The sequence below is a fragment of the Thalassovita mediterranea genome, assembly GCA_019448215.1.
Taxonomy (GTDB): domain Bacteria; phylum Pseudomonadota; class Alphaproteobacteria; order Caulobacterales; family Hyphomonadaceae; genus Henriciella.
In genome coordinates, this window is the sequence record CP080408.1 from 628,367 (window position 1) to 652,443 (window position 24,077).

A 24,077-nucleotide genomic window follows, 5' to 3' on the forward strand; every position below is an offset into this window, starting at 1 on the left:
GGAACACTCTGGCGCGCCGAGTTCTCAGGGATGGGGAGTGCTAGTTATTGTGGGGCATAGGGCAGCGAGGAGTGGTGAAGGACAATCTTCAGCTCACCTTCATTGTCGCGGACATAGCCGAAGCTGTACTCGACTTTCACTTCCTCACCAGTGGTGCGGGTGAAGTAGTAGTTGCCCATAGCCATCGCGCTGTCAGAATCGACGAAGGTGGCTTCGTTCTCCCAGCGAACATTGGTGTATGGCGCGATCGCGAAGCCATTGTCCTCATCGATGGAACCACCGACAAAATAGGAGAGCGCGCCGTCAAAGTCGCCGCGGAACTGCTCCTCGGCCGCCAGCGTCGGCTTGAAGAGAACCGGGTGCGAACCGTAGGCATAGAAGCGTTCGATGTGCTCTTCAGCTGCTTCGGTATAGTCTTTGCCTTCAGAGAAAGCCTTGCCGATGGTCACAATGCCTTCGCCCCAAGCCTGCTGCGCTTCGGCAACGTCGGCTTTGGTGATTGGCGCGGAAGATGCCGTAGAAGCGCTCGAGCTGACGGCCTGGGTCTGCGCGAAGGCAGGGAAAGCGATCGCCAGCGGAGCTGCGATAAGTGCGGTTTTCGAAATTGATTTGATCATGGTCATTACTCGCCTTGTGTCTGACGGCGCACGGCGAGAGCCGTAACTGCCGGTATCTGGCGGGCTTCATTGCCCGTGGCGAAGAAATGGCCTGTCGCGCCCCGCTTGAATTCGGCCAGTCAGCAGGTCTGGCGGCCTAGGCCGAATGGCCTATGCGTTTTCCGCGGGCTGCCTTAGATAGTTCGCGTGTCCAAAGAGCCTTCTTCCCTGTCTGCAGAACCAGAAACGGTTGCCGAACTTCGCGATCTCTATCGGTCTGCCGAAGCCCGGGCCGCACGCCTGCGGCTTCTCGTGGAGGCCAGCCGCGACCTGTCGGCTGCAGACGGAGACACGCTTTCAACGGTCCTTCAGCACAGTGCGATGCGCGCAGCCCACTTTGCCGGAAGCCGCGAAGGGGCCGTCTCGTTTGAAGCAAATGTCGGCGGCATTCCACTTATCGCGCCTGGTTCAACTGATGAGCGGGTGGGCACGCTTCGACTGTCAGAGCTTGGCAGCCTCGACACACTCGCCGATGAGGAAGACAGGCAGGCCCTCTCCCTTCTCTGTCAGCTCATGGCCTCGTCCATCCAGCGGGTGGCAAAGCAAAGGGAAAACGATTTTCTCCTCGACACACTTCAGGAGCGCGAACGCCGCCTCGAGCATGTGATCGGTAATCTCTTCAATGCGCAGGAGGAAGAGCGTCGCCGGGTCTCCAGAGACCTGCATGACGGTGTAGCCCAGACTGCGGGCGCCCTGTTTCGACAGCTCGAAGCCATTCCCACCGATGAAGCAATTTCCGACGCAGAGCGGTCGAGGCTCATCGGCATGTCGCAGGGACTTATACGTGAACTTCGCGCCGTGATCGCAGGGCTTCGGCCAACCGCACTCGACGATCTTGGCCTCGCCTCGGCGCTCAAAGTCATGAGCGACAAGATGAGAGCAGATGGATTCGACGTGTCCGTGGCCGCCGACCCTGGCATGGAGTGGCCCGCTGGCCTCTCCACCGCCTACTACCGGATTGCTCAGGAAGCGCTGGCAAACGTCAAGAAACACGCGGGTGGTCCGTGCCGTGTGGATGTCACGCTTAAAGCGGTTCCTGATGCGGGCCGCTGGAGCATGGCCATTCGCGACTACGGGGTCGGACTAGGCGCGGGCACAGACGCCGCCAAATTGCCCGGTGAGCAAGTCGGCATCGAAATGATGAAAGAGAGAATGCTCTCGATCGGCGGGCGCCTGATGGTCAGCGAGATGCCGGGTGGCGGCGTACAGGTTACGGCGGAAATTGAGGGTATTCGGTGAGCGCTCAGATCCGGCTTCTCATTGTGGATGATCACGAACTGGCGCGAGAAGGGCTGAAATCGGCCTTCATTCGCGGTGGAATGGATGTGGTCGCAGCGGCAAAGGACGGCGCCGAAGCGCTCGAGATGATCGCCCGGCATCAGCCGGATCTTGTCGTCCTCGATATCAGGCTCGGTGAGGGTATGGACGGGCTCGGCGTTGCGCGGGAGGTGTCCCGGCTGCCGGATGCGCCGAAAATCATGATGCTGACCCTGCATGATGATCCAGATTATGTACGCGCAGCGCTGGATGCCGGCGCGACTGGCTACGTGCTGAAAGATGCGTCGCTGGACGATCTCTGCGAAGCGGCCCGGCAGGTGATGGCTGGCGGCACCGCGATCCCGGCAGCCTTGCTATCATCGCTCCTCTCCCGGCCAAACCGCCCGAATGATGACGAACTGGCGCTCGACAGGCTGACACCGCGTGAGCGCGCCGTTCTGGACCATGTTGCCGAAGGCATGACGAACAAGGCCATCGCCAGAGAACTCTCGATAAGCCCCGCAACAGTGAAGGCGCATGTTGAGCGGCTCATCGCCAAGCTTGGCGTCGCTGATCGTACGCAGGCCGCCGTTCTCGCTACGCGCTGGCGGGAAAGGCAGAGCTGACGTCATGACGGATGCACCAGCGCGAAAAGTAGGAGTTGGCCGCTATTGGGCAGACCTTTCCCTGCCCTTCAAGGGACTCGTCCTCGTGGCCCTGCCCCTCGTTATCCTGATTGGATCGCTCGGCAGTCTTTATATCGCAAGCGATGCAGAGGCGCGGGCTGAGGACGATGTACGACGCGCCTTCGCAATTCAGCGCGACATCTATCAGGTCCATGCGCTTCTTGCAGAAGCCGCCAGCGGCGTACGCGGCTATCTGCTAACCGATCAGAACCGCTTTCTCGAACCTTTCTACAAGGCCGAACGCGAATTGCCTTTGACCCTGGCACGCCTCGATGAAGCGATTGAGGACGAAGGCGTCCGGCGTGAGTTCGAACGGTTTCTGGAGATCACTGAGCAGAAACAGGCAGGCCTCGATGCCCTGATTGCGCTCGCCCGCCGTGAAGGGGAGCGTCCGGCGAGGTCCGATGCAGTGCTTTCCGCCCTTGTGGCAAACAAGGCCGTTCTTGATGATTTGCGCAGTCAGATTGAAGAAATCCAGCGCCAGGAAGGCATCCTGCTCGACAACCGGCGCGCGCGTGTCGACACCGTCCGCGCACGCTTCCTCGCACTGACCGCAATCAGCGCCATTGTTGGACTGCTGGGCAGCCTTACTGCCGTCTTCCTGTTCTCAACCGGCATCGTGCGCCGTGTTCGCATGCTTCAGGTAAACGCGGAAAAGCTACAGGCTGGCGATCCGCTAAACCCGTTTCCGGATGAGCGTGACGAGATCGGCAGGCTCGCAAAAAAAGTGGACCGCGCCAGCGAGCTGCTCAGGGCTCGCGAACGCGACCTTCGAGAGGGCGAAGAACGGTTCAGGCTCGTTGTGGAAGGCGTACGCGACTATGGGATTTTCGCGCTCGACCCCGAAGGAAATGTCACAAGCTGGAATACTGGCGCAGAGCGCATCAAGGGGTGGCGCGCCGACGAGATACTGGGCCGCTTCTTCGGTACGTTTTATCCGGAAGAGACGCGCGATTACCTTCCAAAGGAAATACTTGAGCGCGCACGGCGTGATGGCACGACGGAGGATGAAGGCTGGCGCATGCGTAAGGATGGCACGCGCTTCTGGGCCAATGTCGTGGTCACGGCGCTTCGCGATGAGACGGGTGAGCTCAGAGGTTTCGCGAAAGTCACTCGCGACATGACAGAACGCAAGCGTGCCGAAGAGTTCCTGAAGCTGGCGAGGGAACAGGCGGTCGCCGCGAGTGCCGCAAAAAGTGAGTTCCTGTCACGCACAAGCCATGAACTTCGCACACCAATGAGCGCCATCCTCGGCTTTGCGCAAGTGCTGGAGCTCGACCGGGGAGAGCTTTCTCCGACGCACCAGACGTCAGTTGACCAGATCCTGAAGGCAGGGCGTCATCTTCTTTCCCTCATCAATGACCTGCTCGACATTTCCAGCATCGAGGCAGGCGGCGCTGAGCTGAAAGAAGAAGACCTCAGCTTGAACGATGTCCTCGCTGAAGCTTACGACCTCTCTGGTCCGATCTTGAGGGCTGCCAGCCTCCAGTACGACCTTTCACTCCTGCCAGAAGACACGAAAATCACTGGCGATCGCCGACGGATCGTGCAGGTCATCCTCAACCTCGCTTCCAATGCTGCAAAGTATAACCGCGAAGGCACATCGGTTCAGATCATTGCTGAGAAAATGGAGAACCAGGTTCGTGTTCATGTGCTTGATGACGGGAACGGCGTGAAGGAGGCAGACGTCTCTCGCCTGTTTACGCCCTTCGACAGGCTGGGCCGACAGAAGGTCAAAGGTGTTGAGGGCACAGGCCTTGGCCTGGCGCTCTCCAAGCGGCTCGTTGAATCCATGGGCGGCGAAATCGGCTACGCCCATCGCAAGGATATGAGCGGCGGCGCAGACTTCTGGTTCACCCTGAAAATGGCTCAACCTGGCCAGACCAGCGGCGAGGGAGCCCAAGCGCAGCACACCAAGGAATCTTCGAAGAAGGCATGACCTCCATCGCAGTCCCATATGATCAGATCCTGCAGCGGCGTGTCCTGATTATCGATGATGAGGAAGCAAACCTCCTCTTGCTGGAAACCCTGCTCAAACGTGAGGGCTATTCCGAAATCCACTGCCTGTCTGATCCATCGCAGGCCATCGAGAAATTGGTCGAGATCGAGCCACATATCATTCTGCTCGATCTGATGATGCCCGACATCGACGGCTATCAGCTGCTCGATGCGTTTCGCCGCCACAGCCGACCAGATGAGTTTCGGCCCGTTCTTGTGCTGACAGCCGACACAACCCTTCAGGCCCGCCGCCGGGCGCTTTCTCTTGGCGCAAAGGATTTTGTGTCCAAACCCTTCGATGTGATCGAAATCGCGTTGCGGATATCCAACCTGCTGGAGACGCAAATCCTCTACGAGCGCCTGAGACACCGTACTGAGCCGGCGGACGGCATAGAATAGACTGGCTACCCAAATTTAATGTGATATATTAATTTCTCCCGATGTCGCGTCGAGGGTGTCGGTAGCGGCCGTTGAATGGGTCTGGGGGATGTAAGCATGGTCTGGGTACGCAGGATAATCATCGCTATCGTCATTGTGGCGGCCTTGGCGTTCGCCGGTTTCAACCTGTTCAAACAGCAGATTGCCATGGCCGCCTTCAACCGCACGGTAGAGCGCAATGCAGGCGTGGACAGAACGGCAGATCTGCCGGACGGGCTGCATGTCTATGTCTGTGGATCTGGCTCTCCCATGTCTGATCCGACACGCGCCGGTCCCTGCATCGGAATTCTTGCCGGGACGCGCGCCTATATCATCGACGCTGGCGCAGGCGGCGCGCGCAATCTCGGAACGATGGGATTTCCGTGGGGCAGGCTCGAGGCGGTCTATCTCACGCACATGCATTCAGATCATATCGATGGCCTGGGAGAATTACTGCTCCAGTCCTGGATTGCTGGCGCGCGCAAGACGCCGACGGCGATATTCGGCCCTGTCGGGACAAGCGAGGTCGTTGACGGGTTCAACGCCGCTTACAGGATCGACAGCACCTTCCGCCTCGCCCATCACGGCATGGAGGTCGCAGATCCCGCAGGCTTTGGCGGCATCGCAACCGAGATTGAGCTGCCAGCTGGGCCCGCAGGTGAGAGCGTCGTCTTCCAGGATGGTGAGCTGACGATCACTGCCATACGCGTCGATCACTCACCAATTGAGCCCGCTTTCGCCTATCGCATTGATTACAAGGACCGGTCCATATCGCTGAGCGGTGACACCATATTTCACCCGCCATTCATCGCCGCTTCGACGGACGTGGACATCATGTTCCACGAGGCCCTCAACAGGGAAATGGTGACCGCAATCAGCGCTAAACTCGGTGAGCGGGGCGTAGCCAATGGCCAGAAAATCTTCACCGATATTCTCGATTATCACGCCTCACCAGTGGAGGCCGCCAGAGCCGCCCAGGAAGCTGGTGCAAGGCATCTTGTGCTCTACCACCTGGTGCCGCCCCTTCCTGTGCCACTTATAGAGGCCGCATTCGTGGGCGATGCCCGGTCACACTTTGATGGGCCAATAACAGTCGGGCGGGACGGCATGCTCTTCAGCCTTCCAGCCGGGTCAGATCGCATAATCAAACGAACGACATTCTAGGTGAGGACCAGACCATGACCTTGGCTGCAAAAGGTGCCGGACTACTCGTTTTCCTGTTTTCAGTCCTGCTCGGGGCGGCCGCGTTGATCGCCCCGGACAGGGCCGCCGAGCAGCTTGGCTTCGCCCCTCTCAGCGACATGGGCAGAAATTCAGTTAGGGCCGACATTGTCGGCTTTGCCTGGGCAAACGCCTTGCTATGCGGCGGTGCACTTTTCACAGGCCGGGTGCACTGGTTCTACGGCGCGGCCTGTCTGTACGCGATTGCGGTCACCGGCCGCATCATTGACGTGGTCCTGTCGGGACCACCTGAGGGCGTTGCACGCGCAATTATCGTCGAATTGGTGCTTGTGGCGCTAGCGCTCTTTGCAGGCAGATGGAGTGCCTCATCGCGCTGACCCGCACGGTCGGCTGAAACACTTCGTGCGGTTCAGCGAGCGAGGGCAATGGCCATCCTTCAGCGCTTTGGCACACCAGCTTTCTCCATCCGCCAGCGAAGCGTATCGATCCTGTCCTGACCAAAGAACGGCTCGTCCTCGAACACCATGGTCGGCACGCCCCAATGCCCGGACGCGTCCAGGGCTGCCTGATTGCGCTCTATTTCCGTTTCATGATCACCGTTTGCGATGGCTTCGTCCATCTCCGCAAGGTCCAGCCCCGCCTGCGCAACCGCATCGCCAAGGCTTGATCCCTTGTCCCAGTCTTGGGTGCCACCGAAGATCAACGCAGATACGTGACCGGCCAATTCAAGTCCCTTTCCGCGCCGGTTCGCCTCCACACCAAGTTTCGTCAGCCGATAAATGTAGGGCTGCTCCTCGGCGACCTTCATGGTGGCGAAGTCCTGTACGACCGGGTCGGGGCGAAGCGGATAGATTACAGGCCGACCAAGCATCTCACCTCGCCGCATGCTATCGCGAACGATATAGATCGGCGCGCGTCGGTCGTTCGCATCGAACAGCGCCTCAGGGTTGCGGATCGCGAGCGGCAGTACGGGCCGAAGAGCAATATCGACTTCGAAGTCCTCACCCAGCTTCAGCAAGTCTGGAACGACGAGCCTGGAATACGGGCTTCGAAAGGACCAGAAAACGTCGATCTTCGCGGTCATATCATATTCCTTTGCGTTAGCGCAGATTGGCTAGTCTCCAGTAATGACGCCAGACTGCGCAGAGCTTTCCTGTACTTCATCCACCACTCTCATCACAGCATCAGCGATGACGCCGGGCACTTCTTCCTGGAGGAAGTGACCCGCCTCTGTCTCAGTTACCGGCGCGGTCGGAAAATGCTCCATCATGGAAGGGAGTGTGCGTCCGACAATCGGATCATTCATCCCCCAGACGATTTCGACCGGAATGTCGAGGCTGCGAACATATGGCACCAGTTTCGCCATCTCCGCGGTGCTGGGATGATCAGGTGAATGCGGCACCATTCGCATCATGGCGAGCGGAGCTTTCTTGTTGCCGCTTTCCAGAACTGGCCGACCATAAAGCTCCTTGACCTCGGGGGGCATCGAATCCGGATCGTGCTGAGGGCTATCCAGTTGATCAAAAATGGAATTGACGGTTTCAACGGCCAGCTCGCCGACAATCGGCGTCCTCACCAGATCATGGATACGCGAAAGGCTGATGTTCTCGGTCGGCGCATAAATCGCCGTGTTCATCATGACAGCGCCTTCGAGAAGCCCCGGAGAAAGCGAGAGCGCACCTACGCCGATAATGCCGCCCCAATCCTGACCGACATAGACGACACCCTCAAGGTCCAGTTCGTTCAGAGCCTTGTTGAGCCATCGATTATGGTTGGCAACTGTATGCTGCCTGACCGGGACTTTCGATGAAAACCCGAGACCAACCAGTGTCGGCATGATGACCCGGACACGATCGAGCGTAAGCTCTTCAACCACTTTCCGGTAGAGAAAACCTGATGTCGGATTGCCGTGCTGCATGAAGACCGGATAGCCCGTGCCCACTTCCAGCATGTGGATCTTGATGCCCGGTTCGACCTCTATGAGGTAGCTCTTATAGTCTTCGGTGACAAAGCGAGCAGCATAGTCCGGGAGCGGGAATGCCTCGAATGTCTTGGCGCCGATGGTGACAACCCCCTGCCCTTCTGGCGTCACCAGTTTTCCTTGCCGGGTAATGAGGAAAGCGCCGACAAGCGCTGCCACGACCAATGTGGCGAGAACGATCAATACGATCCTCAAAATCATGTTCCCCTCCTGCCCGACCTCGCTAGCCAGTGACGTCGTCGCCTATCAAATGGCCCGCCACGGATCCCGCCTCGGCCGACCGGCGGGCTCGGCGCATTCAGGCAGCCCGCCCATTAATGCAATGCATTAATAAAGATCTGTTGCGATTAGGCAAGCGCAGTCTTGAGGTTCAACCTCTGCCATGACGCAGGCTTCAGGCTTCAAGAAAGCCCGCAAGGCCGGCAGCCGCCTCGCTCACCGCTTCGGTGACGGGTGGGGCAGTTCCCGCCTCGAGGTCACGCGCAAAGTCAGCGCTCTGCATCAGGGAAAGCTTGAAAGCCAGACGAAGTCGCGCCTGCAATACCTCAGCAGGCACATGGCCTATCTTGCTTGCGAGCCCTTCCCGGAGGCTCAAGACACTTTTCATGCCGATGTCCTGTACGAGGGCCATGACGTCGAAGCGGGGGTCAGCCGCAAGCTGAACACAAAACCTCGCATAGAGGCGTCCGTCTTCATCCATGCACGACTCGAACAGCGGGCTGATCGCGGCTTCCAGGAATTGCTGAAGCGTCCAGTCAGACCCTGACTGGAGAAGCGCCGTCAAACGCTGAAGCCGCGCCGATTCAATCGACTTGTATCGGTGCGCGAAAACCTCGCGCATAAGCGCTTCGATATTTCCGAAGTGATAGTGAACGGCGCTTGGATTCTTCGCGCCAGCCGCAACGGTAATGTCCTTCACCGAGACCGTGCCAAGGCCCTTCTCAGCAAACAGGCGTTCGGCCGCGCGGATAAGCGCTGCTTTCGTATTCGACTTCGTACTTTGTTGCATTCGACCGGCACCTGATGCTATCGCAGCATTAATATGATACATTAAAAGGCGCTGGCCAGATAGTCGTTGCGCCAGCTTCTTTTGGGGGGACTAGCAAGTGTGGAAGCGTATCGCCATCACTACAGTGGGCTTGGTGATCATTTTGGCCGGTCTTGCCTGGCTCAACCGAAAAGCGATCATTCTTCACCTCGTTTCCAGTCAGGGAGAGGTGGAGGTGGCCGAGAACCGATCCATCGAGTGGAATCAGGGACCTGCCGCCGAGCAATCCGGGACGCCAAGACCTCCAAACATCATCTTTATCCTGGCAGATGATCTCGGCATCAACGATATCTCGACCTTTGGCGGCGGCGTGGCCGACGGTGCGGTGCCAACCCCAAATATCGACAGACTGGCCGGCAGCGGCGCTATTTTTCAGAACGCCTATTCAGGTACGGCAACGTGCGCACCGTCGCGGGCCATGCTGCTCACCGGACGATATCCGACCCGGACCGGATTTGAATTTACTCCAACGCCGCCCGGCATGGGCCGCGTGGTTTCGATGTTTGCCGAAGATACACTGGAAGACGCTGGCCTGCCGCCCATGACGTGGAACAGGCAAGCCGATGAGAGCGGTGTTCAGTATGCCGATATGGGCTTGCCCGGCGAAGAAGTGACCATCGCTGAAGCGCTCCAGACCGCGGGCTACCACAACGTCCATATCGGCAAGTGGCATCTGGGGCGGGCCACCCCCTTCAGGGCCGTGTCTCAAGGGTTTGACGAAAGCCTTCTGATGGCAAGCGGGCTCTACCTTCCAGAAGACGACCCGGGCGTTGTGAACGCGAAACTCGATTTCGACCCGATCGACATCTTCCTCTGGGCAAGGATGCAGTTTGCCGCTGATTTTGACCGCGCCGGAGAAACGCCAGGTGATGAGTGGTTTGAGCCCGCTTCCTACATCACCGACTATTACACCGACGAAGCGCTGGACGTTATCGAAGCCAATCGCAACCGTCCCTTCTTCCTGTACCTGGCTCATTGGGGTGTACATTCACCACTGCAAGCAACCCGCGAAGACTTCGAGGCGGTCGGCGATATCGAGCCCCACCGCGAACGCGTCTACGCAGCCATGATCCACGCACTGGACCGCAGCGTTGGAAGGATCATGGACAAGCTTGAAGCGGAGGGCCTCGCTGACAATACGATCATTGTCTTTACCTCGGACAATGGCGGCGCCGGATATATCGGCATCCCGGACGTGAATGCACCTTACCGGGGCTGGAAGATTACCCTGTTTGAAGGCGGCATCAGGGTTCCAATGTTCATATCATGGCCGGACCGGATTGCGCCCGGCACAGTGATTGAAGAGCCTGTCGCCCATATCGACGTACTTCCCACGCTTGTGGCTGCCGCAGGCGTATCCATGCCAGGGAATGTAGAGATCGACGGCCGCAACATTCTGCCGCTTGCCACAGGCGAGGCGGAGGTTTTTGAGCGCCCGGATGACGCGATCTTCTGGTCGAGCGGCTACTACAAGGTCGTGCGGTCTGGTGACTGGAAGCTGCAGGTGAATGAACGCCAATCGAAAAGCTGGCTGTTCAACCTGGCTGAGGATCCGACCGAAACGCTCAATCTCATCGAAAGCCATCCCGATAAAGCAGCGGACCTGCAGGCCCTCATTGATCGCCACTGGGCAGACGCGCGCGCGCCTCTTTATCCATTTACGACCGAGACCCCAGTGCGGATCGACAAGACGAATGCTGATCCGGCCGGTCCCGATGACGAATATGTCTACTGGCCGAACTGATCCATGAAGACCGCATTATATTTCCTGCGCTCAATCCTCGCGCTTTTCGCGCTCTCGGCATCACTTGCCGCGCATGCAGAGCGGCCGAACTTTATCGTTATTCTGGTTGATGACGCGGCTCTCATGGACTTCCAAGTCTATGGCGGGGAAGCAGCGACACCCAATATCGACATGTTGGCGAATAGCGGCGCCTTGTTCACCCAGCATAGGGCCACGCCGTTCTGCGCCCCATCGCGCGCCATGCTGCTCACCGGCCTCGATAATCATCTTGCGGGATTTGGCACCATTGCGGAAGTCCTGCCACCCGAACACCGCGGCCAGCCCGGCTATACAATGGCGCTGGAACCCGGCGTCGAAACGATCGCGACAAAGCTCAGTCGCGCAGGCTATCGGACCTATATGACGGGCAAGTGGCACTTGGGACATGGCGAGGGCGAGTTGCCCGTGGATCATGGCTTCGACCATTCCTTCATCCTCGACGCCTCCGGGGCCGATAATTGGGAGGACAAGCCCTACCTGCCCTACTACAAGGAGGCGCCCTGGTTCGAGGATGGGGAGAAAGCCGACCTTCCGGACGACTTCTATTCCTCGACTTTCATTGTCAGGCAGATGCAGGACTATCTGGAGGCAGATGAGGCCCAGTCAGAGCCATTCTTCGCCTATGTGTCATTCATGGCGGTCCATATCCCCGTCCAAGCGCCAAAGTCTTTCACGGACAATTATCTCGACACCTACCGCGATGGCTGGGACGGGATTCGTGAACAGCGGTGGCGCCGTGCTCAGGAGTTGGGGCTCGTTCGAGAGGGCGCCGCGCTGGCGCCTCAGCCCGAAACAATCCCGCGCTGGGACGACCTGTCTGAGGAAGAGCAGCGCATCGCCGCCAAGAGCATGGCAGTCAATGCAGGTGCGCTGGAAGCCATGGATGCCGAGGTGGGCAACCTCATCAACTATCTGAAAGCGTCCGGTCAGTTCGAAAACACTGTCTTCGTCGTCACTTCAGACAATGGACCTGAAGGCGGCGACCCATGGGATACACAGCTCCAGTTGTGGTTCGACCTGAAAGGATATTCCCGCGACTATGACACACTGGGCGAGCGCGGTAGCTATGTCGCGCTTGGCTCTGGTGGCGCGAGCGCGATGGCGGGACCGAACAATCTGTTCAAGTTTCACGCTGGCGATGGCGGCTTGCGCGTTCCCCTCATCATGTCGGGCCCGGGGCTGCCAGAGGCTTCAACGGTCTCAGCTTTCACGACAATGGCAGACGTGACGCCAACCCTGCTCGAACTCGCCGGAGCAGAAAGTGATGCTCCCGGCACAAAGCCAATCACAGGTCGGTCGCTGCTGCCGCTTTTGAATGGCGAGGCCGGAACCGTTTATGGCGAACATGAAGCCGTCGGCTTTAGCACTTCGGGGCAGGCTGCTCTCTATCGCGGCCGCTACAAACTCGTGCGTAATCTTCCTCCGCATGGCGACAGCGTCTGGCGTCTGTTCGATATGGAGAATGACCCCGGCGAGACGGCTGACCTCTCAGTTGAAATGCCGGATCTCAAGGCCGACCTCATGGAAGCGTATCGTCAATATGCTGAGCGGGTCGGCGTGCTTGAATTGCCACCAGGTTATCAGGTCGAACAGCAAATCGCGCACAACATTCGCGAAAAGCTCTGGGAGTATTACTGGTACTGGTTCCTGATCGCGGGCCTTTTGCTTCTCGTCATTCTGGCGCTGCTCTTCATTGGGGCAAGGCGCCTGTTGCGGACGATGCGAGCTCGGTAGGCATTCATGAAAGCCTGGTCCTGCTCCATCACACTCCTCGTTGTCGCCAGTTCAGCAGCGGCGGAAAGCGCTGGTGATCTTGTCTGGACCGACGTTCCGGGCGGCTGTTTCCAGATGGGCGAGACGAGGGCTTATCCGGAAGAGGCGCCGGTCCACGAGGCATGCGTCGAACCTCTGCAAATGACGCAAACTGAAATCACGAATGCGCAATTTTCCCGTTTCGTTGACGAGACCGGCTACGTCACCCGGGCAGAAAGGGGATGGCGGGCCGATGAACCAGAAGGCCCCGGCATCGACGTTCCGCCAGCGTCTGCCGTCTTCACACCGCCTGAGCGCATGCGAACGGCCAATCCAATCTGGTGGAAGCTTATTGACGGAGCCAATTGGCGCGCGCCAGCCGGAGCGGCAGCGAGCGATGACACTTCGCCCGACTGGCCCGTCGTTCATGTAACGCTGGAAGATGCGCAAGCCTTTGCAGCCTGGGCAGGCGGACGCCTTCCGACGGAAGCGGAGTGGGAACATGCGGCCCGCGGCGGTCATGAAGGTCGGCTGCTCTCCTGGGACCCGGACAGCGAAGGAAGTTCAGGTCCTTTGGCCAACACCTGGCAAGGCATCTTTCCCATAGAGGATACCGGAGACGACGGTTTCGCAGGTCTCGCCCCCGTCGGGACCTATCCTGCGAATGAGTTCGGCCTCTATGACATGATCGGCAATGTCTGGGAGCTAACGGCGACCCCGTATGCGCCATCCTACCGCCGCGCAGATCAGGCCCGCGCCCAGCCGGCCGGCTTTGATCCGGCTCAGCCCGGCATACCGGTCGTGACGATAAGAGGCGGCTCTTATCTCTGCAGCACATCGTTCTGTTATCGCTTCAGACCTGCAGCGAGACAGGCCCAGGACATCGCTTTCGCGACCTCGCACATCGGCTTTCGCCTCGTGAGGGACGTTCCTGCGAGAGACTAGAAATGACCCGCCTACAGGGTTTCCGGGGCGCGCTCAGTGATATGGGGGCCAGCCTTTGAGAGTTGGGCCTGATACGCTTCGATCTTCGACTGAAGCAGTTTCTGCCCCTGCGGCGTTGCTGATCCCTTCAGACAGAGCGCATAGCCGATGCCGACCGTGGGCGTCAGTGCAGAGGTCGATACCCCTCCCATCGCCCACGAAAGAAGCGCGCCGCCGGTCACATGCGCCATGGACTGCATAATCAGCTCTGCCGGGATATCTTCCGCCAGATAGCCATCACGAACGGCGTTGCTGACAAGGCCGAGCCAGATCGCGCGCGTCTGGGCGAGCCGCTCTGGTGTTGCAAGCCCGGTGTCATCCTGTCCGGAGGTGGACAGCAGCGCGCGCCAGAGCGTGCGATAGAATTCCGGGTCGCTTGTATAATAGCTGAACGCAAGGTCGTGCGCGCCGAAGATGCGGTCGATACTGTTGCCACTATCAAGCTTGCGGAAACGCTCAGCGAAATCGCGCTCATCCTCAAGCACGGCCAGTACGACAGCGCGTTTCGACCCGAACAGGTTGTAGGGCGTTGACAGGCTGACGCCTGCGCGCTGTGCCAGCGTCCGCATGGAGAGGTCGGTTTCGCCCGTCTCGCGGATGAGGTCGCGCGCCGCACGCACAATATCAGTACGCCGCCGCGCCTTGGCCTGCTCGCGCTTGCCCAAGTCTTCCACGGTTTGAAGCCCCTTCACTGCCGATCCCTCAGGCCGCAAGTCCGGCCTCAACGGGTGTCTGGCGCATATCGGCCTTTGGGTCGAGGTTAAGTGCCACCATCATCTGCTGGCGCTCCGGCCCGGGCTTGGGTGGATAGGCTGCCGCATTCCGCTTCTTTCCACGCGACCAGTACCAGAGCACGCGTCCCAAATTTGCGGGTTTGCCCAGCCATTTGTTGGGATGTTCCAGCATGTGAAAGCCCCGCATCGCCTGACGAAGAAGATCGACGTCAGAGCGCAGCGCGATCCGTACGCCATCCTCGAAGAAGCTTTCCACCAGTTTGCCGCGCCAGCTCTTCTTGTAGCCCGGTGTCAAGGCAGCTTCAGCCCGTTTGATGGCAGAACGGTCCTGCGCACGCTGGTTCATGTAATAGGGCCGAAGCTCTGTGCGCAGCTTTGCATGATAGACACGCTGACGCTCGGTCGCATCCGACGTCTCTTCCAGCGTCTCGCGCAACATTTCTGCGCTCACAGCCGCGAATGAACACCCGCGGCCATAGAGTGGGTTAGTTCTCACCAGCGTATCGCCGAGCGGATAATAATTGCGCGTCGCCGGTACATTATCGACGACCATGTCCCGCCAGCGGCTATGAAGGTCTCCCATGCCATGCACCTTGCCGCGCGGTTCGGAACGGCTCTCATTGGTCCACGGCTCGATCCCTGGAAGCTGCAGCGTGATGGCGTGGAAGACGTCGGGGTTCATGATCGCCTTGCGCAGCTCCAGCTCCACCTCAGGCACGGAAATCGTGACCGAGAAACAGCCATTGTCGCCAGGAAACACACCGAACTTGATATAGCCAAGATCGCCGCTCGCAGGCGGGTTCTCCGTCCGCGACGGTTCATCCTGTCCCGGCCTCAGCCGGTAGTGGCGGGTGAAGTAGAGAATACCCGCCGTCTCGCTCTCTTCAGCGATTGCCGCGCCTTCATCCATCAGCTGCTGGATGAGGAAACCTGACTTGCCGCTGGCATCGACGATAATGTCGGCAGAGAGAACCACCGGCTCATTATTCTCTTCTCCGCTCACACCGCAAACCTTGATGAGGCTGCCTTCCCCTGCCCGGGTGGACAGTTTGCGTACAAAGAAGCCGGATCGGATCGTTACATTCTCCAGCCCTTCAACATAACGACGAATGGCAAGCTCGAGCGTCGTCCGGCGGCTGGTAATGATTGTAAGATCAGCATCCTCTGGCAGCGGCTCATATCGATCGCGCTGCTGCTCGGTCAGCATCATGTCGAAGGTGAGATCGCGTGTGCCGAGGGCCTTCAGCTCCTCAAGCAGGTCTGGGTGATGCTGCTTGATGATGTTGCGAAGCCGGGCAAGGAAGGCATGGCTCTGACGGACATGCCCTGCACCCCGCCGGTGCCAGTCCAGGAAGACCACGTCCGGATCATCAGCTGGCGGCGGCGCGTCCCGCTCCAGTATTGTGATCTGCCGACCGGTTGGCGCAAGCGACAGCGCGGTACAGAGCCCGCCAATGCCTGCGCCGATGACGAGAACTGTTTCCGTCATCCATCCACCTCCTTCAGGAAGCGAAGAATGACCTCATTGGTCTTTTCCGGCGCTTCCTGCTGCGTCCAGTGTCCGATGCCAGGGATGAGCTCATTGATGCGCAGGTCACGCACATAATTTGGCATGGCCTGATAGGCCTCAGCGGCCATCATGATCACCCCATCATTGGCCCCGCCAAGAAAGAAACCGGGCTGGTCGATATGCTCAGGCGCGCCCTCGGTCAGCTTCCAGGCAAGATCGTGGTTACGATAATAGTTTAGAGGCCCGCGCATACCTGACCGCCCGAACTCGCCGGCATAGAAGTCGAGATCTTCCTCGCTCAGCCATGGCGGAAGCGTTTCAGGATCTGGCAGACTGCTGAACATGTCGTCGTCCGGGCCTTTCGGCGTGAGTTGTGTGAGGTCCGTCTCCCCGCCCGCAAGAACCAGGAACTTCTTCAACGCCGTTCGGATATCGGCCTCGAATTCAGCCTCGGCGACGCCCGGTTCAAAGAAGTAGAGCTGGTAGAAAAACTGGCCCTTGAACATCTCGCGCATGGCCGGCATCGGCTGGACCGGAGAGCGCGGCATGAAGGGCACCGACAGCGCCCCGACTGCACGCACCTTATCTGGATGATGGAGGGCCGTCGCCCACGCCGTCGGCGCGCCCCAGTCATGACCGATGACGATTGCCTCATCATAGCCAAGCGCTGGGATCAGATTGATAATGTCCTTGCGGACTTCAACCTGATTGTACGCCTCGATCTCATGCGGCTTGTCGGACTTGCCATAGCCGCGCATGTCCGGTGCCACGACGTGATAGCCAGCATCGGCGATCGGTTTGAACTGATGGCGCCAGGAATACCACGACTCCGGAAAGCCATGCAGAAGCAGGACGAGAGGCCCCTCCCCTGCTTCTGCGATGTTGAGCTCTATGCCGTTTGTTGCGACCCGGCGCTCGCTCACCCCGGGCCAGCTCATTCGGCTGCGACCAGCTCAGGCTGCTGGGACGTCTCGCCCGGCAGGACCGCGCCGCGGGCTTCCTGATAGCCGCCCTTAGCCGACCAGGCGATGCCACCGCTTACGATGACCGTATCGACGCCATGTGAATCGCGCACATAGCGGCTGCCATCGCCCGGCACATCCTGGACGAACTTCTCAACACCGCGGTCAACCGTTTGCGGGTCGAAGACGGCGATGTCTGCGATATAGCCCGGCTGCAGAAGGCCGCGCTCCGGAATACCCCAGATGGACGCCGTGTCCGACGTTACCTTCTTCACCGCATCCTCAAGCCGCATGGTCTTCAGATTGCGAACGAAGTGGCCGAACAGGTAGCCCGTATCGCCATAGGTCGAGAATGACAGGATGTGCGCGCCGCCGTCGCTCGCGCCGATATGGACGCGGGGATGCTTCAGCAGGCTGACGACCTTGTCGTCATTATTGTGACCCATGTCAGCCGCGAGGAAATGCGCCTCAAGGTCCTCTTCAACCGAAATGTCGATCATGGCTTCGACCGGTGTGACACCGCGCTCGGCAGCGATGCCAGCGAGCGTCTTGCCGACATATTTCTGGTTGGCTTCTGTCTTGACCTGACGCAGCACGAGGCGCGGCCAGAGGTCTTTGGCGTCCGCAACCTCAGCGGCACGTGCTTTCCGGTTCTCCGGATCGGCAAAGTGCGCCTTGATTTCCGCCGGGGTGCCGAAGCGCATGATCCGATACCAGTTCGGGTAGCGGATGAAGAGGAGGCTCGGCACGGCGAAGGAGAAGGAGATGTCGATCGGGCGCGTCTGGACTTGCGGCCACACGCGGGCCCCGCGCGCAAACTGCTCATCGACGCGGTTCATCACCTTGTCCACAGCATCGACATTGTCCGAGTTCACGAAGAGCGGCGAGAAGGTCGTCGGGATCTGATACTTGATCGACATTTCCGCCAGCTGGTCGAGACGCGCAATCGTCAGGTCCGGATCGTAGAATTCCGGGACGATCTGCAGCATGCGGCCATACTCGCCGAGGACAGCCGCGAGCGCATCAACTTCGCGCGCATCGGCATAGCGGCTCGGCACGGGCTGGAGCGTCTCGTCCATGTCGACATAGCTGGTGGAAAGGCCCGCCGCGCCAGCGTCGAGACATTCGCGCAGGACGTCCTGCATCTCCGCGATTTCCGCGTCAGTCGCGGTCCGCTCTGTCGCCGCATCATTCATCACCCAGAGACGGATGACACTGTGGCCGACGAGTGGCGCGACATTGATCGCGAGGCCCTTGCGGATGCGCGTGATATATTCAGAGAAGGTTTCCCAGTCCCAGACCACACCTTCGCGGAAAGCCTTGTACGGCATTTCCTCGATCTGGTTGAACATGCCGACAAGGCGCATGCGGTGGTCGGCCTTCAGGGGTGCCAGCGAGAGAGAGCAATTGCCGGGCACGATGGTGGTCACCCCGTGCGAAAGCGCAGGCTTCGCCGCGCCATCCCAGAGAAGCTGCGCATCGAAGTGCGTGTGGGGGTCGATGAAGCCTGGCGCGACAACCTTGCCGGCCGCGTCGACTTCCTTGTCTGCGGTTTCAGCAATCTTGCCGATCTTGGCGATGCGGTTGCCTTTGACAGCGACGTCGGCTTGGTAGCCTGGCAGGCCGGAGCCATCGACGACAGTGCCGTTGCGGATAATGAGATCATACATGGGGCGTTTCCCTCTGGTCTTGTTCTTTTTCGTTGAGATATCGGGCCGAAGAGGCGGCGAGTGCGTCGCGCACACGCTCCCACCCGGTTCCTGTCAGGTCTTCCGGCTGGTCTGCGCCGGTCGACTCCATCAATTGGCTTGTTGCGTACTCATCAAGCGTCACGAGTGACTGCCCACCATTCTCGAAGGCGAGCGTCACTATAAGTTCGGCGATACCATCATGGGCGGCGGCGATCTGAACGTGCTTGATGATTGCGCCGCTCATGCGGCCGCCATGGGTGGTTCGATGAAGATCACGTCACTCGGCAGGATCGGATTGCCGGCGCGTGGGCTACCTTCCGGCGCCGGCGCGCGCATATAAACGTGAAGGTTCCAGCTCTGCAGGCTGGCAATGCCATCTTCGGTTTTCAGCTTTGGCAATTCCCGCTCGGCAATCGTGGCCCAGCTGTCGCCAGCCTGCGGCCTGATGGATTTCCGGACGACCGATAGTGTGGTGTCAGTCATGTTTCGCTCCCGTCCTATTTTGACAAAAATTAGAACATGTTCTGATATTGCGCACAAGCATTTTCGCTGCGTCAGCGCAGGCTTGAAAGTCGCTTCGTGTGGGCGCGGGAGGTGACCACAGGCTGAACGGCGAACTCCGGCTTGGTTAAGTGCAGACCTTCTAGGCAGGCATCTCCGCGCGTTGCCAGCGCGCCCTCGACCCTGAAAGGAAAATTGAAAATGAAACTCCGCCTGCTTCTCGCCGCTTCGGCCAGTATTGCCTCCGTCGCTGTCGCCGCCCCACTTGCCGACGCACAGCCTCGCAGTCAGATTCGCATCGAACAGACCGGCACCAATAACCAGATCGCAGGCCGTCAGAGCGGTTATCAGGTCTCACTCTCTGTAAAGCAGGACGGATATGGGCAGTACATTCAGGCAGCCCAGAGAGGCGCCCGGACCGTCGCTGCGATCCGCCAGTATGGGGCAAGGAACGAAGCGGCCCTGACGCAGGACGGTTGGCGCAACCGGTCCTTTCTCGGACAACTCGGTGCCTATAACCGCAGCAGCACCTACCAGTCCGGCAGCAACAACATTACCGGCGTCGCCCAGATGGGGTCGAACAACACGGCTGTGACAACGCAGACCGGATCTTACAGCGCGCTCGGCGTCATTCAGGTCGGCAACGGCCAGACGACCAACGTCACCCAGACGCGAGACGGTGAAGTGAAGCTCGTCATTCAGGGCGGTTTCTAAACAGGCAGCCGAAATCGGGCTGCTTCGATAAAGCAGGAAAGGCCGCCCGCCTTTCCTGCTTTTTGCTTTTTCCAAGGCCATCAGAGCGTGACCAGATCAGCCACCCGACATACGGGCGAATTCGGTGAGCGGAAGGTGAACGCCCCACTCCGTTTTGGTTAAGTGGCGGCTTCCTAAACAGGAAAATGTGACGCGTCCCTCGCGTGCACTTGAACCTGAAAGGAACTCAAAATGAACCTCCGTATTCTTCTCGCCGCATCGCTCAGCGTTGTTTCCATCGCCGCCACTGTTTCGACCGCTGACGCCCAGTCGCGCAACAATGTGCGCATCAACCAGTCCGGCTATTCGAACGAGATTGCCGGGCGTCAAACCGGCTACCAGCAGTCGCTGTCTGTTCGCCAGAACGGCTATGGCCAGTTCATCAGCACCTATCAGAACGGCGCACGTAACGGCGCGACCGTTGGCCAGTACGGCAGAAGCAATGACGCCATCGTGGCTCAGCATGGCCGCCGCAACTCCACGGTCGTTGGCCAGAACGGTGCCTACAACTATGCCGACACCTATCAGAACGCCTACAACAGCACGACCGGTGTCGCCCAGATCGGCAACGGCCACACGGCCGTCACCACACAGACCGGTTCCTATAACGGCCTCGGCGTGATCCAGGTCGGCGAAGGCCAGACCGCAAATGTCCGCCAGTCCGGACGCGGCAATGTCACGCTGGTGATCCAGGGCGACCACTAGTCGATACGACAGAAACGGCCGGGAGCGTAGCGCGCTTCCGGCCGTCTTCTTTTGAACGAGCCGAGGCGTGAGCGCGGTCCAGTTGCGCAACATTTACGCCAGACAAGGGCACATTGCCGCTTCCGGCTTGTGACATCTCCATTGGGCGGATAACGAATAGTTTCATTTGCATCCTTTTGCCCAAACCGGAGCTATTCATGTCATCCAGAAAATCTGAGACCAAACAACTGGGCGCGCGCCTTGGCACTGTTTTAGTGGCCGCGCTTTGTATTGCTGGCATCGCCCAGACAGCATCAGCGAAGGAAGGCATGTGGACGCCGGACCAGCTGCCTCAGATTGCAGATGACCTTCGCAAAACCGGGCTGGAGCTTGACCCGGCCTCGCTGACCGATCTCACCGCATTCCCCATGGGCGCCGTCATCTCGCTCGGCGGCTGCACCGCCAGCTTCGTGTCGCCGACCGGTCTTGTCGTGACCAACCATCACTGCGCCCGCGGCTCCATCCAGTACAACTCCACCGAGGAAGAGAACTTCCTTGAAACGGGCTTCCTGGCCGACAGCCTTGAAGACGAACGCGCTGCTGCACCCGGCACGCGCGTCTATGTCACGGTGAATGTAGAGGACGTCACCGAACGCGTGCGCGGCAATATCGAGCAAGGCATGTCGGGTGAGGAAATCTTCGCCGTTGTCGACAATGCCGAGAAAGCGATCGTCGCAGAGTGTGAAGCGCAGGCCGGGCACCGTTGCCAGGTTTCCTCTTTCTATGGCGGCCTTGAGTACAAGCTGATCGACCGTCTGGAGATCCGCGACGTCCGTCTCGTCTACGGCCCGGGCGACAGCATCGGCAAATATGGCGGCGACATCGATAACTGGATGTGGCCGCGCCACACTGGCGACTTCGCCTTCTACCGCGCCTATGTCGGCCCGGACGGCCTGCCAGCAGACTATGCCGAAGAAAACGTCCCGTTTGAGCCAGAGCACTTCCTCAAAGTGTCGGCGGGCGGCCTCAATGATGGCGACTTCGTCATGGCGGCCGGCTATCCAGGCTCCACCCAGCGCTATACCCGCCTCACCGAGGTCGAGCAGACTTTCAACTGGCAGTATCCGGAGTTTCAGGCGCTTCTCGCAGACTGGATCGCCGCCATCGAAGACGCAGCACCCGCTGGCTCTGACGCGCGCATCAAGTATGAGTCACGCCTCGCCGGTCTCAACAACTACATGAAGAACCTTGGCGGGCAGATCGAAGGCGCGCGCCGCGTTGACCTCGTGGGCCGGCGCGCAGAGCGCGAAGAAGCGCTCAACGCCTGGATTGCGGAGCAGACCGGCGATACAGACTATGCAGAGACGCTTGCTGCACTCGACGCCCTCAGCGCCGAGAGTGCAGAGGTCAGCCGTGAGAACTGGGGCTATTCCAACGCCAACCGCTCGCAGCTTCTGTCTGCCGCCAAGCGCCTCTACCGTCTGTCGCTGGAGCGTCAGAAGCCGAATGAAGAGCGTGAAAGCGGCTATCAGGAACGCGACATGACCTTCTTCCGCCAGGGTCTGCAGGCGCTTGATCGCCGCTTCGACCCGGCCGTCGAAAAGGCAGAGTGGATGCTCTTCCTGAAGGACTACATGACGGCAAGCGACACAGTCCGGGTTGCGGCCTTCGATGAAGCCCTCGGCCTGCCGGAAAACTGGGACGAAGACGCGGTGTCGGACATTCTCGATACCTATTACGCCGAAACTGAGCTCGACGAGACCGAGTTCCGCCTCTCGCTGATGGAGCAGGAGCCAGGCTTCTTCGAAGACAGCAATGACCCGTTCATCGAACTCGCCGTTGCTCTTTATGAAACTGACCGCGAGATGGAAGCCGCCGCCAAGGACCGCGCAGGTCGCATGGCGTCGCTGCGCCCTGACTATATGCAGGCCATCATCGACTGGCAGGCCAGCGAAGGCTTCGCAGCCTATCCTGATGCCAACTCGACCCTTCGCGTCACCTACGGCACCGTCCTTGGTGGCTCACCGAAGGATGGTCTTGTCTACACGCCGTTCACGACGCTGGAAGGCATCACCGAGAAAGACACAGGCGAAGAGCCATTCAACTCGCCGCAGCGCCAGCTCGACCTGATCGAGGCAGGCGATTACGGCCAGTACGCGCTCGACACGCTTGGCTCGGTGCCGGTCAACTTCCTGTCTGACCTCGACTCCACCGGCGGCAACTCCGGCTCACCGACGATGAACAGCAAGGGCGAACTGGTCGGCCTTCTCTTCGATGGCACGATCGAGAGCGTGAATTCCGACTGGGACTTCGACCCGCGCACCACGCGCACCATCCATGTCGATTCCCGCTACATGCTCTGGGTCATGGACAAGGTTGATGACGCCGATCGCCTGATCGAGGAAATGACCATCGTCAGCGGCGAATAAGCTCGCCCGAATATAGACACCCGGCCTCGCGCGGCAGCCTCTTTCGACTAGTCGATGAAGATGTTGCGGATCACATTGCGGATCCAGCGCAGGCCGGGGTCATCATTCTTGTCACTCGACCAGGACAGGAACATCTTGAACTTCGGATAATCAAACGGCGCCGGCAGCACCCGAAGACGGTAGAACGGCGCCACCAGCGTTGCAAAGCGTTTCGGGACGGCCGCGATCAGGTCAGTCGTCGCAACGGTCAGCGCCAGATCCGACGCATTCGGCAGAATGCACACCTCCCTGCGCTTCAGCTGTTCGGCCATCAACATATGAGGCACCTGCAGGCGCTGCTGGATTGGCGTTTGTAACACCGCGTGCCCCAGCGTTTCGAAATGCTCCCTCGTCATCTCATGCGTCACGGCCGGATGACCTTCGCGAACGATATAGGCCGCCTCAACATCCGTTATCGGCTCAAACACAAGGCCCGGCGTCTTCACCGGGTACACGTCCAGCATGAGATCGGCTGCGCCATTCGTCAGCGCATCATGCGGGCGCTGCCAGTCCGGCGTAATGACTTCCAGCTTGCAGCTGGATTCGCGATGGTCCAGCAGCTTCAGAAGCGGGGGCAAAACAGACGGCACGCTATAATCATGCAGCACCAGCTTGAAGTGCCGGTTTGCCGTCGCGACGTCAAAGTCCGCCTCTGCCTGCAGGCCGCTCCGCAGCAGGTTCAGCGCATCCGAGATCGGTCCGGCAAGGCTCAAGGCAAGCGGCGTTGGCCTAACCCCGCGATCAGAGCGCACAAACAAACGGTCAGAAAACTGCTCTCGCAACCGGTTCAAAGCATTGCTGACCGTCGGCTGCGCCATGCCGAGCGTCTGGGCGGCCTGGCTGACACTCTCAGCTTTGAAGATCGCCTCGAAAACCACAAGCAGGTTGAGATCGATCCGCCTCAAGTCCCGAACATGGCGCTCGGCTACAGCTTCTTTAGACATTGTTAAATCATTCCCACAGAGAATATTAGATGATCTAGTGCCTGCTCTATGCATAATCCAGCAATACGCAATACAAGATACAGCTG

The 24,077-nt window shown here is 59.5% G+C and carries 23 protein-coding genes; 12 read left to right on the forward strand and 11 right to left on the reverse strand.

What is annotated here, in order from left to right:
* Positions 1–44: 44 nt before the first annotated feature.
* Positions 45–617, reverse strand: coding sequence for a phosphoribosyl-AMP cyclohydrolase (locus KUV46_03060; protein ID QYJ01382.1), 573 nt, complete (start codon positions 615–617; stop codon positions 45–47).
* 186 nt (positions 618–803) lie between these two features.
* Here KUV46_03060 and KUV46_03065 point away from each other — a divergent pair, with 186 nt between their 5' ends.
* From KUV46_03065 to KUV46_03090, 6 genes are all read left to right on the forward strand, one after another.
* Positions 804–1,895 carry a hypothetical protein gene (locus KUV46_03065; protein ID QYJ01383.1) on the forward strand — a complete coding sequence of 364 codons (1,092 nt, stop codon included), beginning with the start codon at positions 804–806 and terminating at the stop codon, positions 1,893–1,895.
* On the forward strand, positions 1,892–2,539 hold the full coding sequence (locus KUV46_03070) for a response regulator transcription factor (protein ID QYJ01384.1): 648 nt from the start codon (positions 1,892–1,894) through the stop codon (positions 2,537–2,539). The genes KUV46_03065 and KUV46_03070 overlap by 4 nt, the downstream gene beginning before the upstream one ends.
* A 4-nt stretch (positions 2,540–2,543) precedes the next feature.
* On the forward strand, positions 2,544–4,538 hold the full coding sequence (locus KUV46_03075) for a PAS domain S-box protein (protein QYJ01385.1): 1,995 nt from the start codon (positions 2,544–2,546) through the stop codon (positions 4,536–4,538).
* Positions 4,535–4,996 carry a response regulator gene (locus tag KUV46_03080; protein QYJ01386.1) on the forward strand — a complete coding sequence of 154 codons (462 nt, stop codon included), beginning with the start codon at positions 4,535–4,537 and terminating at the stop codon, positions 4,994–4,996. Before KUV46_03075 ends, KUV46_03080 begins: the two co-directional genes overlap by 4 nt.
* 96 nt (positions 4,997–5,092) lie before the next feature.
* Positions 5,093–6,178, forward strand: a complete 1,086-nt coding sequence (locus KUV46_03085; protein ID QYJ01387.1) for an MBL fold metallo-hydrolase — start codon at positions 5,093–5,095, stop codon at positions 6,176–6,178.
* Positions 6,179–6,192: 14 nt separating this feature from the next.
* Complete coding sequence (locus KUV46_03090) at positions 6,193–6,573, forward strand: hypothetical protein (GenBank protein ID QYJ01388.1); 381 nt, start codon at positions 6,193–6,195, stop codon at positions 6,571–6,573.
* Positions 6,574–6,632: 59 nt separating this feature from the next.
* On the opposite strand, the gene KUV46_03095 is transcribed toward KUV46_03090, so the two are convergent.
* The 3 genes from KUV46_03095 to KUV46_03105 form a co-directional block, all read right to left on the reverse strand.
* Complete coding sequence (locus KUV46_03095; protein ID QYJ01389.1) at positions 6,633–7,280, reverse strand: DsbA family protein; 648 nt, start codon at positions 7,278–7,280, stop codon at positions 6,633–6,635.
* Between the two features lie 30 nt (positions 7,281–7,310).
* Positions 7,311–8,378 (reverse strand): alpha/beta fold hydrolase, encoded by a 1,068-nt coding sequence (locus tag KUV46_03100; GenBank protein QYJ01390.1) that lies wholly within the window; start codon positions 8,376–8,378, stop codon positions 7,311–7,313.
* Between the two features lie 193 nt (positions 8,379–8,571).
* Positions 8,572–9,186 (reverse strand): TetR/AcrR family transcriptional regulator, encoded by a 615-nt coding sequence (locus KUV46_03105; protein ID QYJ01391.1) that lies wholly within the window; start codon positions 9,184–9,186, stop codon positions 8,572–8,574.
* Positions 9,187–9,319: 133 nt separating this feature from the next.
* Here KUV46_03105 and KUV46_03110 point away from each other — a divergent pair, with 133 nt between their 5' ends.
* Genes KUV46_03110 through KUV46_03120 form a run of 3 tightly spaced genes read left to right on the forward strand, consistent with a single transcriptional unit; the run spans position 9,320 to position 13,705 of the window.
* Positions 9,320–10,969 (forward strand): sulfatase, encoded by a 1,650-nt coding sequence (locus KUV46_03110; GenBank protein QYJ01392.1) that lies wholly within the window; start codon positions 9,320–9,322, stop codon positions 10,967–10,969.
* 3 nt (positions 10,970–10,972) lie between these two features.
* Positions 10,973–12,742, forward strand: a complete 1,770-nt coding sequence (locus KUV46_03115; GenBank protein QYJ01393.1) for an arylsulfatase — start codon at positions 10,973–10,975, stop codon at positions 12,740–12,742.
* A 6-nt stretch (positions 12,743–12,748) separates the two neighbouring features.
* Positions 12,749–13,705, forward strand: coding sequence for a formylglycine-generating enzyme family protein (locus tag KUV46_03120; protein QYJ01394.1), 957 nt, complete (start codon positions 12,749–12,751; stop codon positions 13,703–13,705).
* 11 nt (positions 13,706–13,716) lie between these two features.
* Here the strand turns inward: KUV46_03120 and KUV46_03125 are convergent, their stop codons facing one another.
* The 6 genes from KUV46_03125 to KUV46_03150 are packed head-to-tail and all read right to left on the reverse strand — an operon-like array spanning position 13,717 to position 19,124.
* Positions 13,717–14,418: a TetR/AcrR family transcriptional regulator gene (locus KUV46_03125; GenBank protein QYJ01395.1), complete on the reverse strand. Its 702-nt coding sequence runs from the start codon at positions 14,416–14,418 to the stop codon at positions 13,717–13,719.
* 28 nt (positions 14,419–14,446) lie between these two features.
* Complete coding sequence (locus KUV46_03130) at positions 14,447–15,967, reverse strand: FAD-dependent oxidoreductase (protein QYJ01396.1); 1,521 nt, start codon at positions 15,965–15,967, stop codon at positions 14,447–14,449.
* Positions 15,964–16,926, reverse strand: a complete 963-nt coding sequence (locus KUV46_03135) for an alpha/beta hydrolase (GenBank protein ID QYJ01397.1) — start codon at positions 16,924–16,926, stop codon at positions 15,964–15,966. Before KUV46_03135 ends, KUV46_03130 begins: the two co-directional genes overlap by 4 nt.
* Positions 16,923–18,620 carry an amidohydrolase family protein gene (locus tag KUV46_03140; protein ID QYJ01398.1) on the reverse strand — a complete coding sequence of 566 codons (1,698 nt, stop codon included), beginning with the start codon at positions 18,618–18,620 and terminating at the stop codon, positions 16,923–16,925. The genes KUV46_03135 and KUV46_03140 overlap by 4 nt, the downstream gene beginning before the upstream one ends.
* Positions 18,613–18,885 (reverse strand): hypothetical protein, encoded by a 273-nt coding sequence (locus KUV46_03145; protein ID QYJ01399.1) that lies wholly within the window; start codon positions 18,883–18,885, stop codon positions 18,613–18,615. The genes KUV46_03140 and KUV46_03145 overlap by 8 nt, the downstream gene beginning before the upstream one ends.
* Positions 18,882–19,124, reverse strand: coding sequence for a hypothetical protein (locus KUV46_03150; protein QYJ01400.1), 243 nt, complete (start codon positions 19,122–19,124; stop codon positions 18,882–18,884). The genes KUV46_03145 and KUV46_03150 overlap by 4 nt, the downstream gene beginning before the upstream one ends.
* 219 nt (positions 19,125–19,343) lie before the next feature.
* On the opposite strand from KUV46_03150, the gene KUV46_03155 reads away from it, so the two are divergent.
* From KUV46_03155 to KUV46_03165, 3 genes are all read left to right on the forward strand, one after another.
* On the forward strand, positions 19,344–19,856 hold the full coding sequence (locus tag KUV46_03155) for a hypothetical protein (protein ID QYJ01401.1): 513 nt from the start codon (positions 19,344–19,346) through the stop codon (positions 19,854–19,856).
* A 231-nt stretch (positions 19,857–20,087) separates the two neighbouring features.
* Complete coding sequence (locus KUV46_03160) at positions 20,088–20,600, forward strand: hypothetical protein (GenBank protein ID QYJ01402.1); 513 nt, start codon at positions 20,088–20,090, stop codon at positions 20,598–20,600.
* A 197-nt stretch (positions 20,601–20,797) separates the two neighbouring features.
* Positions 20,798–23,008 (forward strand): S46 family peptidase, encoded by a 2,211-nt coding sequence (locus KUV46_03165; GenBank protein ID QYJ01403.1) that lies wholly within the window; start codon positions 20,798–20,800, stop codon positions 23,006–23,008.
* Between the two features lie 47 nt (positions 23,009–23,055).
* Here the strand turns inward: KUV46_03165 and KUV46_03170 are convergent, their stop codons facing one another.
* Positions 23,056–23,991, reverse strand: a complete 936-nt coding sequence (locus KUV46_03170) for a LysR family transcriptional regulator (GenBank protein ID QYJ01404.1) — start codon at positions 23,989–23,991, stop codon at positions 23,056–23,058.
* Positions 23,992–24,077 lie beyond the last annotated feature (86 nt).

Coding starts and splice junctions, on each gene's coding strand:
- KUV46_03060 (QYJ01382.1), bottom strand. CDS start 617: ATGATCAAATCAATTTCGAAAACCGCACTTATCGCAGCTCCGCTGGCG.
- KUV46_03075 (QYJ01385.1), top strand. CDS start 2,544: ATGACGGATGCACCAGCGCGAAAAGTAGGAGTTGGCCGCTATTGGGCA.
- KUV46_03080 (QYJ01386.1), top strand. CDS start 4,535: ATGACCTCCATCGCAGTCCCATATGATCAGATCCTGCAGCGGCGTGTC.
- KUV46_03085 (QYJ01387.1), top strand. CDS start 5,093: ATGGTCTGGGTACGCAGGATAATCATCGCTATCGTCATTGTGGCGGCC.
- KUV46_03090 (QYJ01388.1), top strand. CDS start 6,193: ATGACCTTGGCTGCAAAAGGTGCCGGACTACTCGTTTTCCTGTTTTCA.
- KUV46_03095 (QYJ01389.1), bottom strand. CDS start 7,280: ATGACCGCGAAGATCGACGTTTTCTGGTCCTTTCGAAGCCCGTATTCC.
- KUV46_03100 (QYJ01390.1), bottom strand. CDS start 8,378: ATGATTTTGAGGATCGTATTGATCGTTCTCGCCACATTGGTCGTGGCA.
- KUV46_03105 (QYJ01391.1), bottom strand. CDS start 9,186: ATGCAACAAAGTACGAAGTCGAATACGAAAGCAGCGCTTATCCGCGCG.
- KUV46_03115 (QYJ01393.1), top strand. CDS start 10,973: ATGAAGACCGCATTATATTTCCTGCGCTCAATCCTCGCGCTTTTCGCG.
- KUV46_03120 (QYJ01394.1), top strand. CDS start 12,749: ATGAAAGCCTGGTCCTGCTCCATCACACTCCTCGTTGTCGCCAGTTCA.
- KUV46_03130 (QYJ01396.1), bottom strand. CDS start 15,967: ATGACGGAAACAGTTCTCGTCATCGGCGCAGGCATTGGCGGGCTCTGT.
- KUV46_03135 (QYJ01397.1), bottom strand. CDS start 16,926: ATGAGCTGGCCCGGGGTGAGCGAGCGCCGGGTCGCAACAAACGGCATA.
- KUV46_03140 (QYJ01398.1), bottom strand. CDS start 18,620: ATGTATGATCTCATTATCCGCAACGGCACTGTCGTCGATGGCTCCGGC.
- KUV46_03145 (QYJ01399.1), bottom strand. CDS start 18,885: ATGAGCGGCGCAATCATCAAGCACGTTCAGATCGCCGCCGCCCATGAT.
- KUV46_03150 (QYJ01400.1), bottom strand. CDS start 19,124: ATGACTGACACCACACTATCGGTCGTCCGGAAATCCATCAGGCCGCAG.
- KUV46_03155 (QYJ01401.1), top strand. CDS start 19,344: ATGAAACTCCGCCTGCTTCTCGCCGCTTCGGCCAGTATTGCCTCCGTC.
- KUV46_03160 (QYJ01402.1), top strand. CDS start 20,088: ATGAACCTCCGTATTCTTCTCGCCGCATCGCTCAGCGTTGTTTCCATC.
- KUV46_03165 (QYJ01403.1), top strand. CDS start 20,798: ATGTCATCCAGAAAATCTGAGACCAAACAACTGGGCGCGCGCCTTGGC.
- KUV46_03170 (QYJ01404.1), bottom strand. CDS start 23,991: ATGTCTAAAGAAGCTGTAGCCGAGCGCCATGTTCGGGACTTGAGGCGG.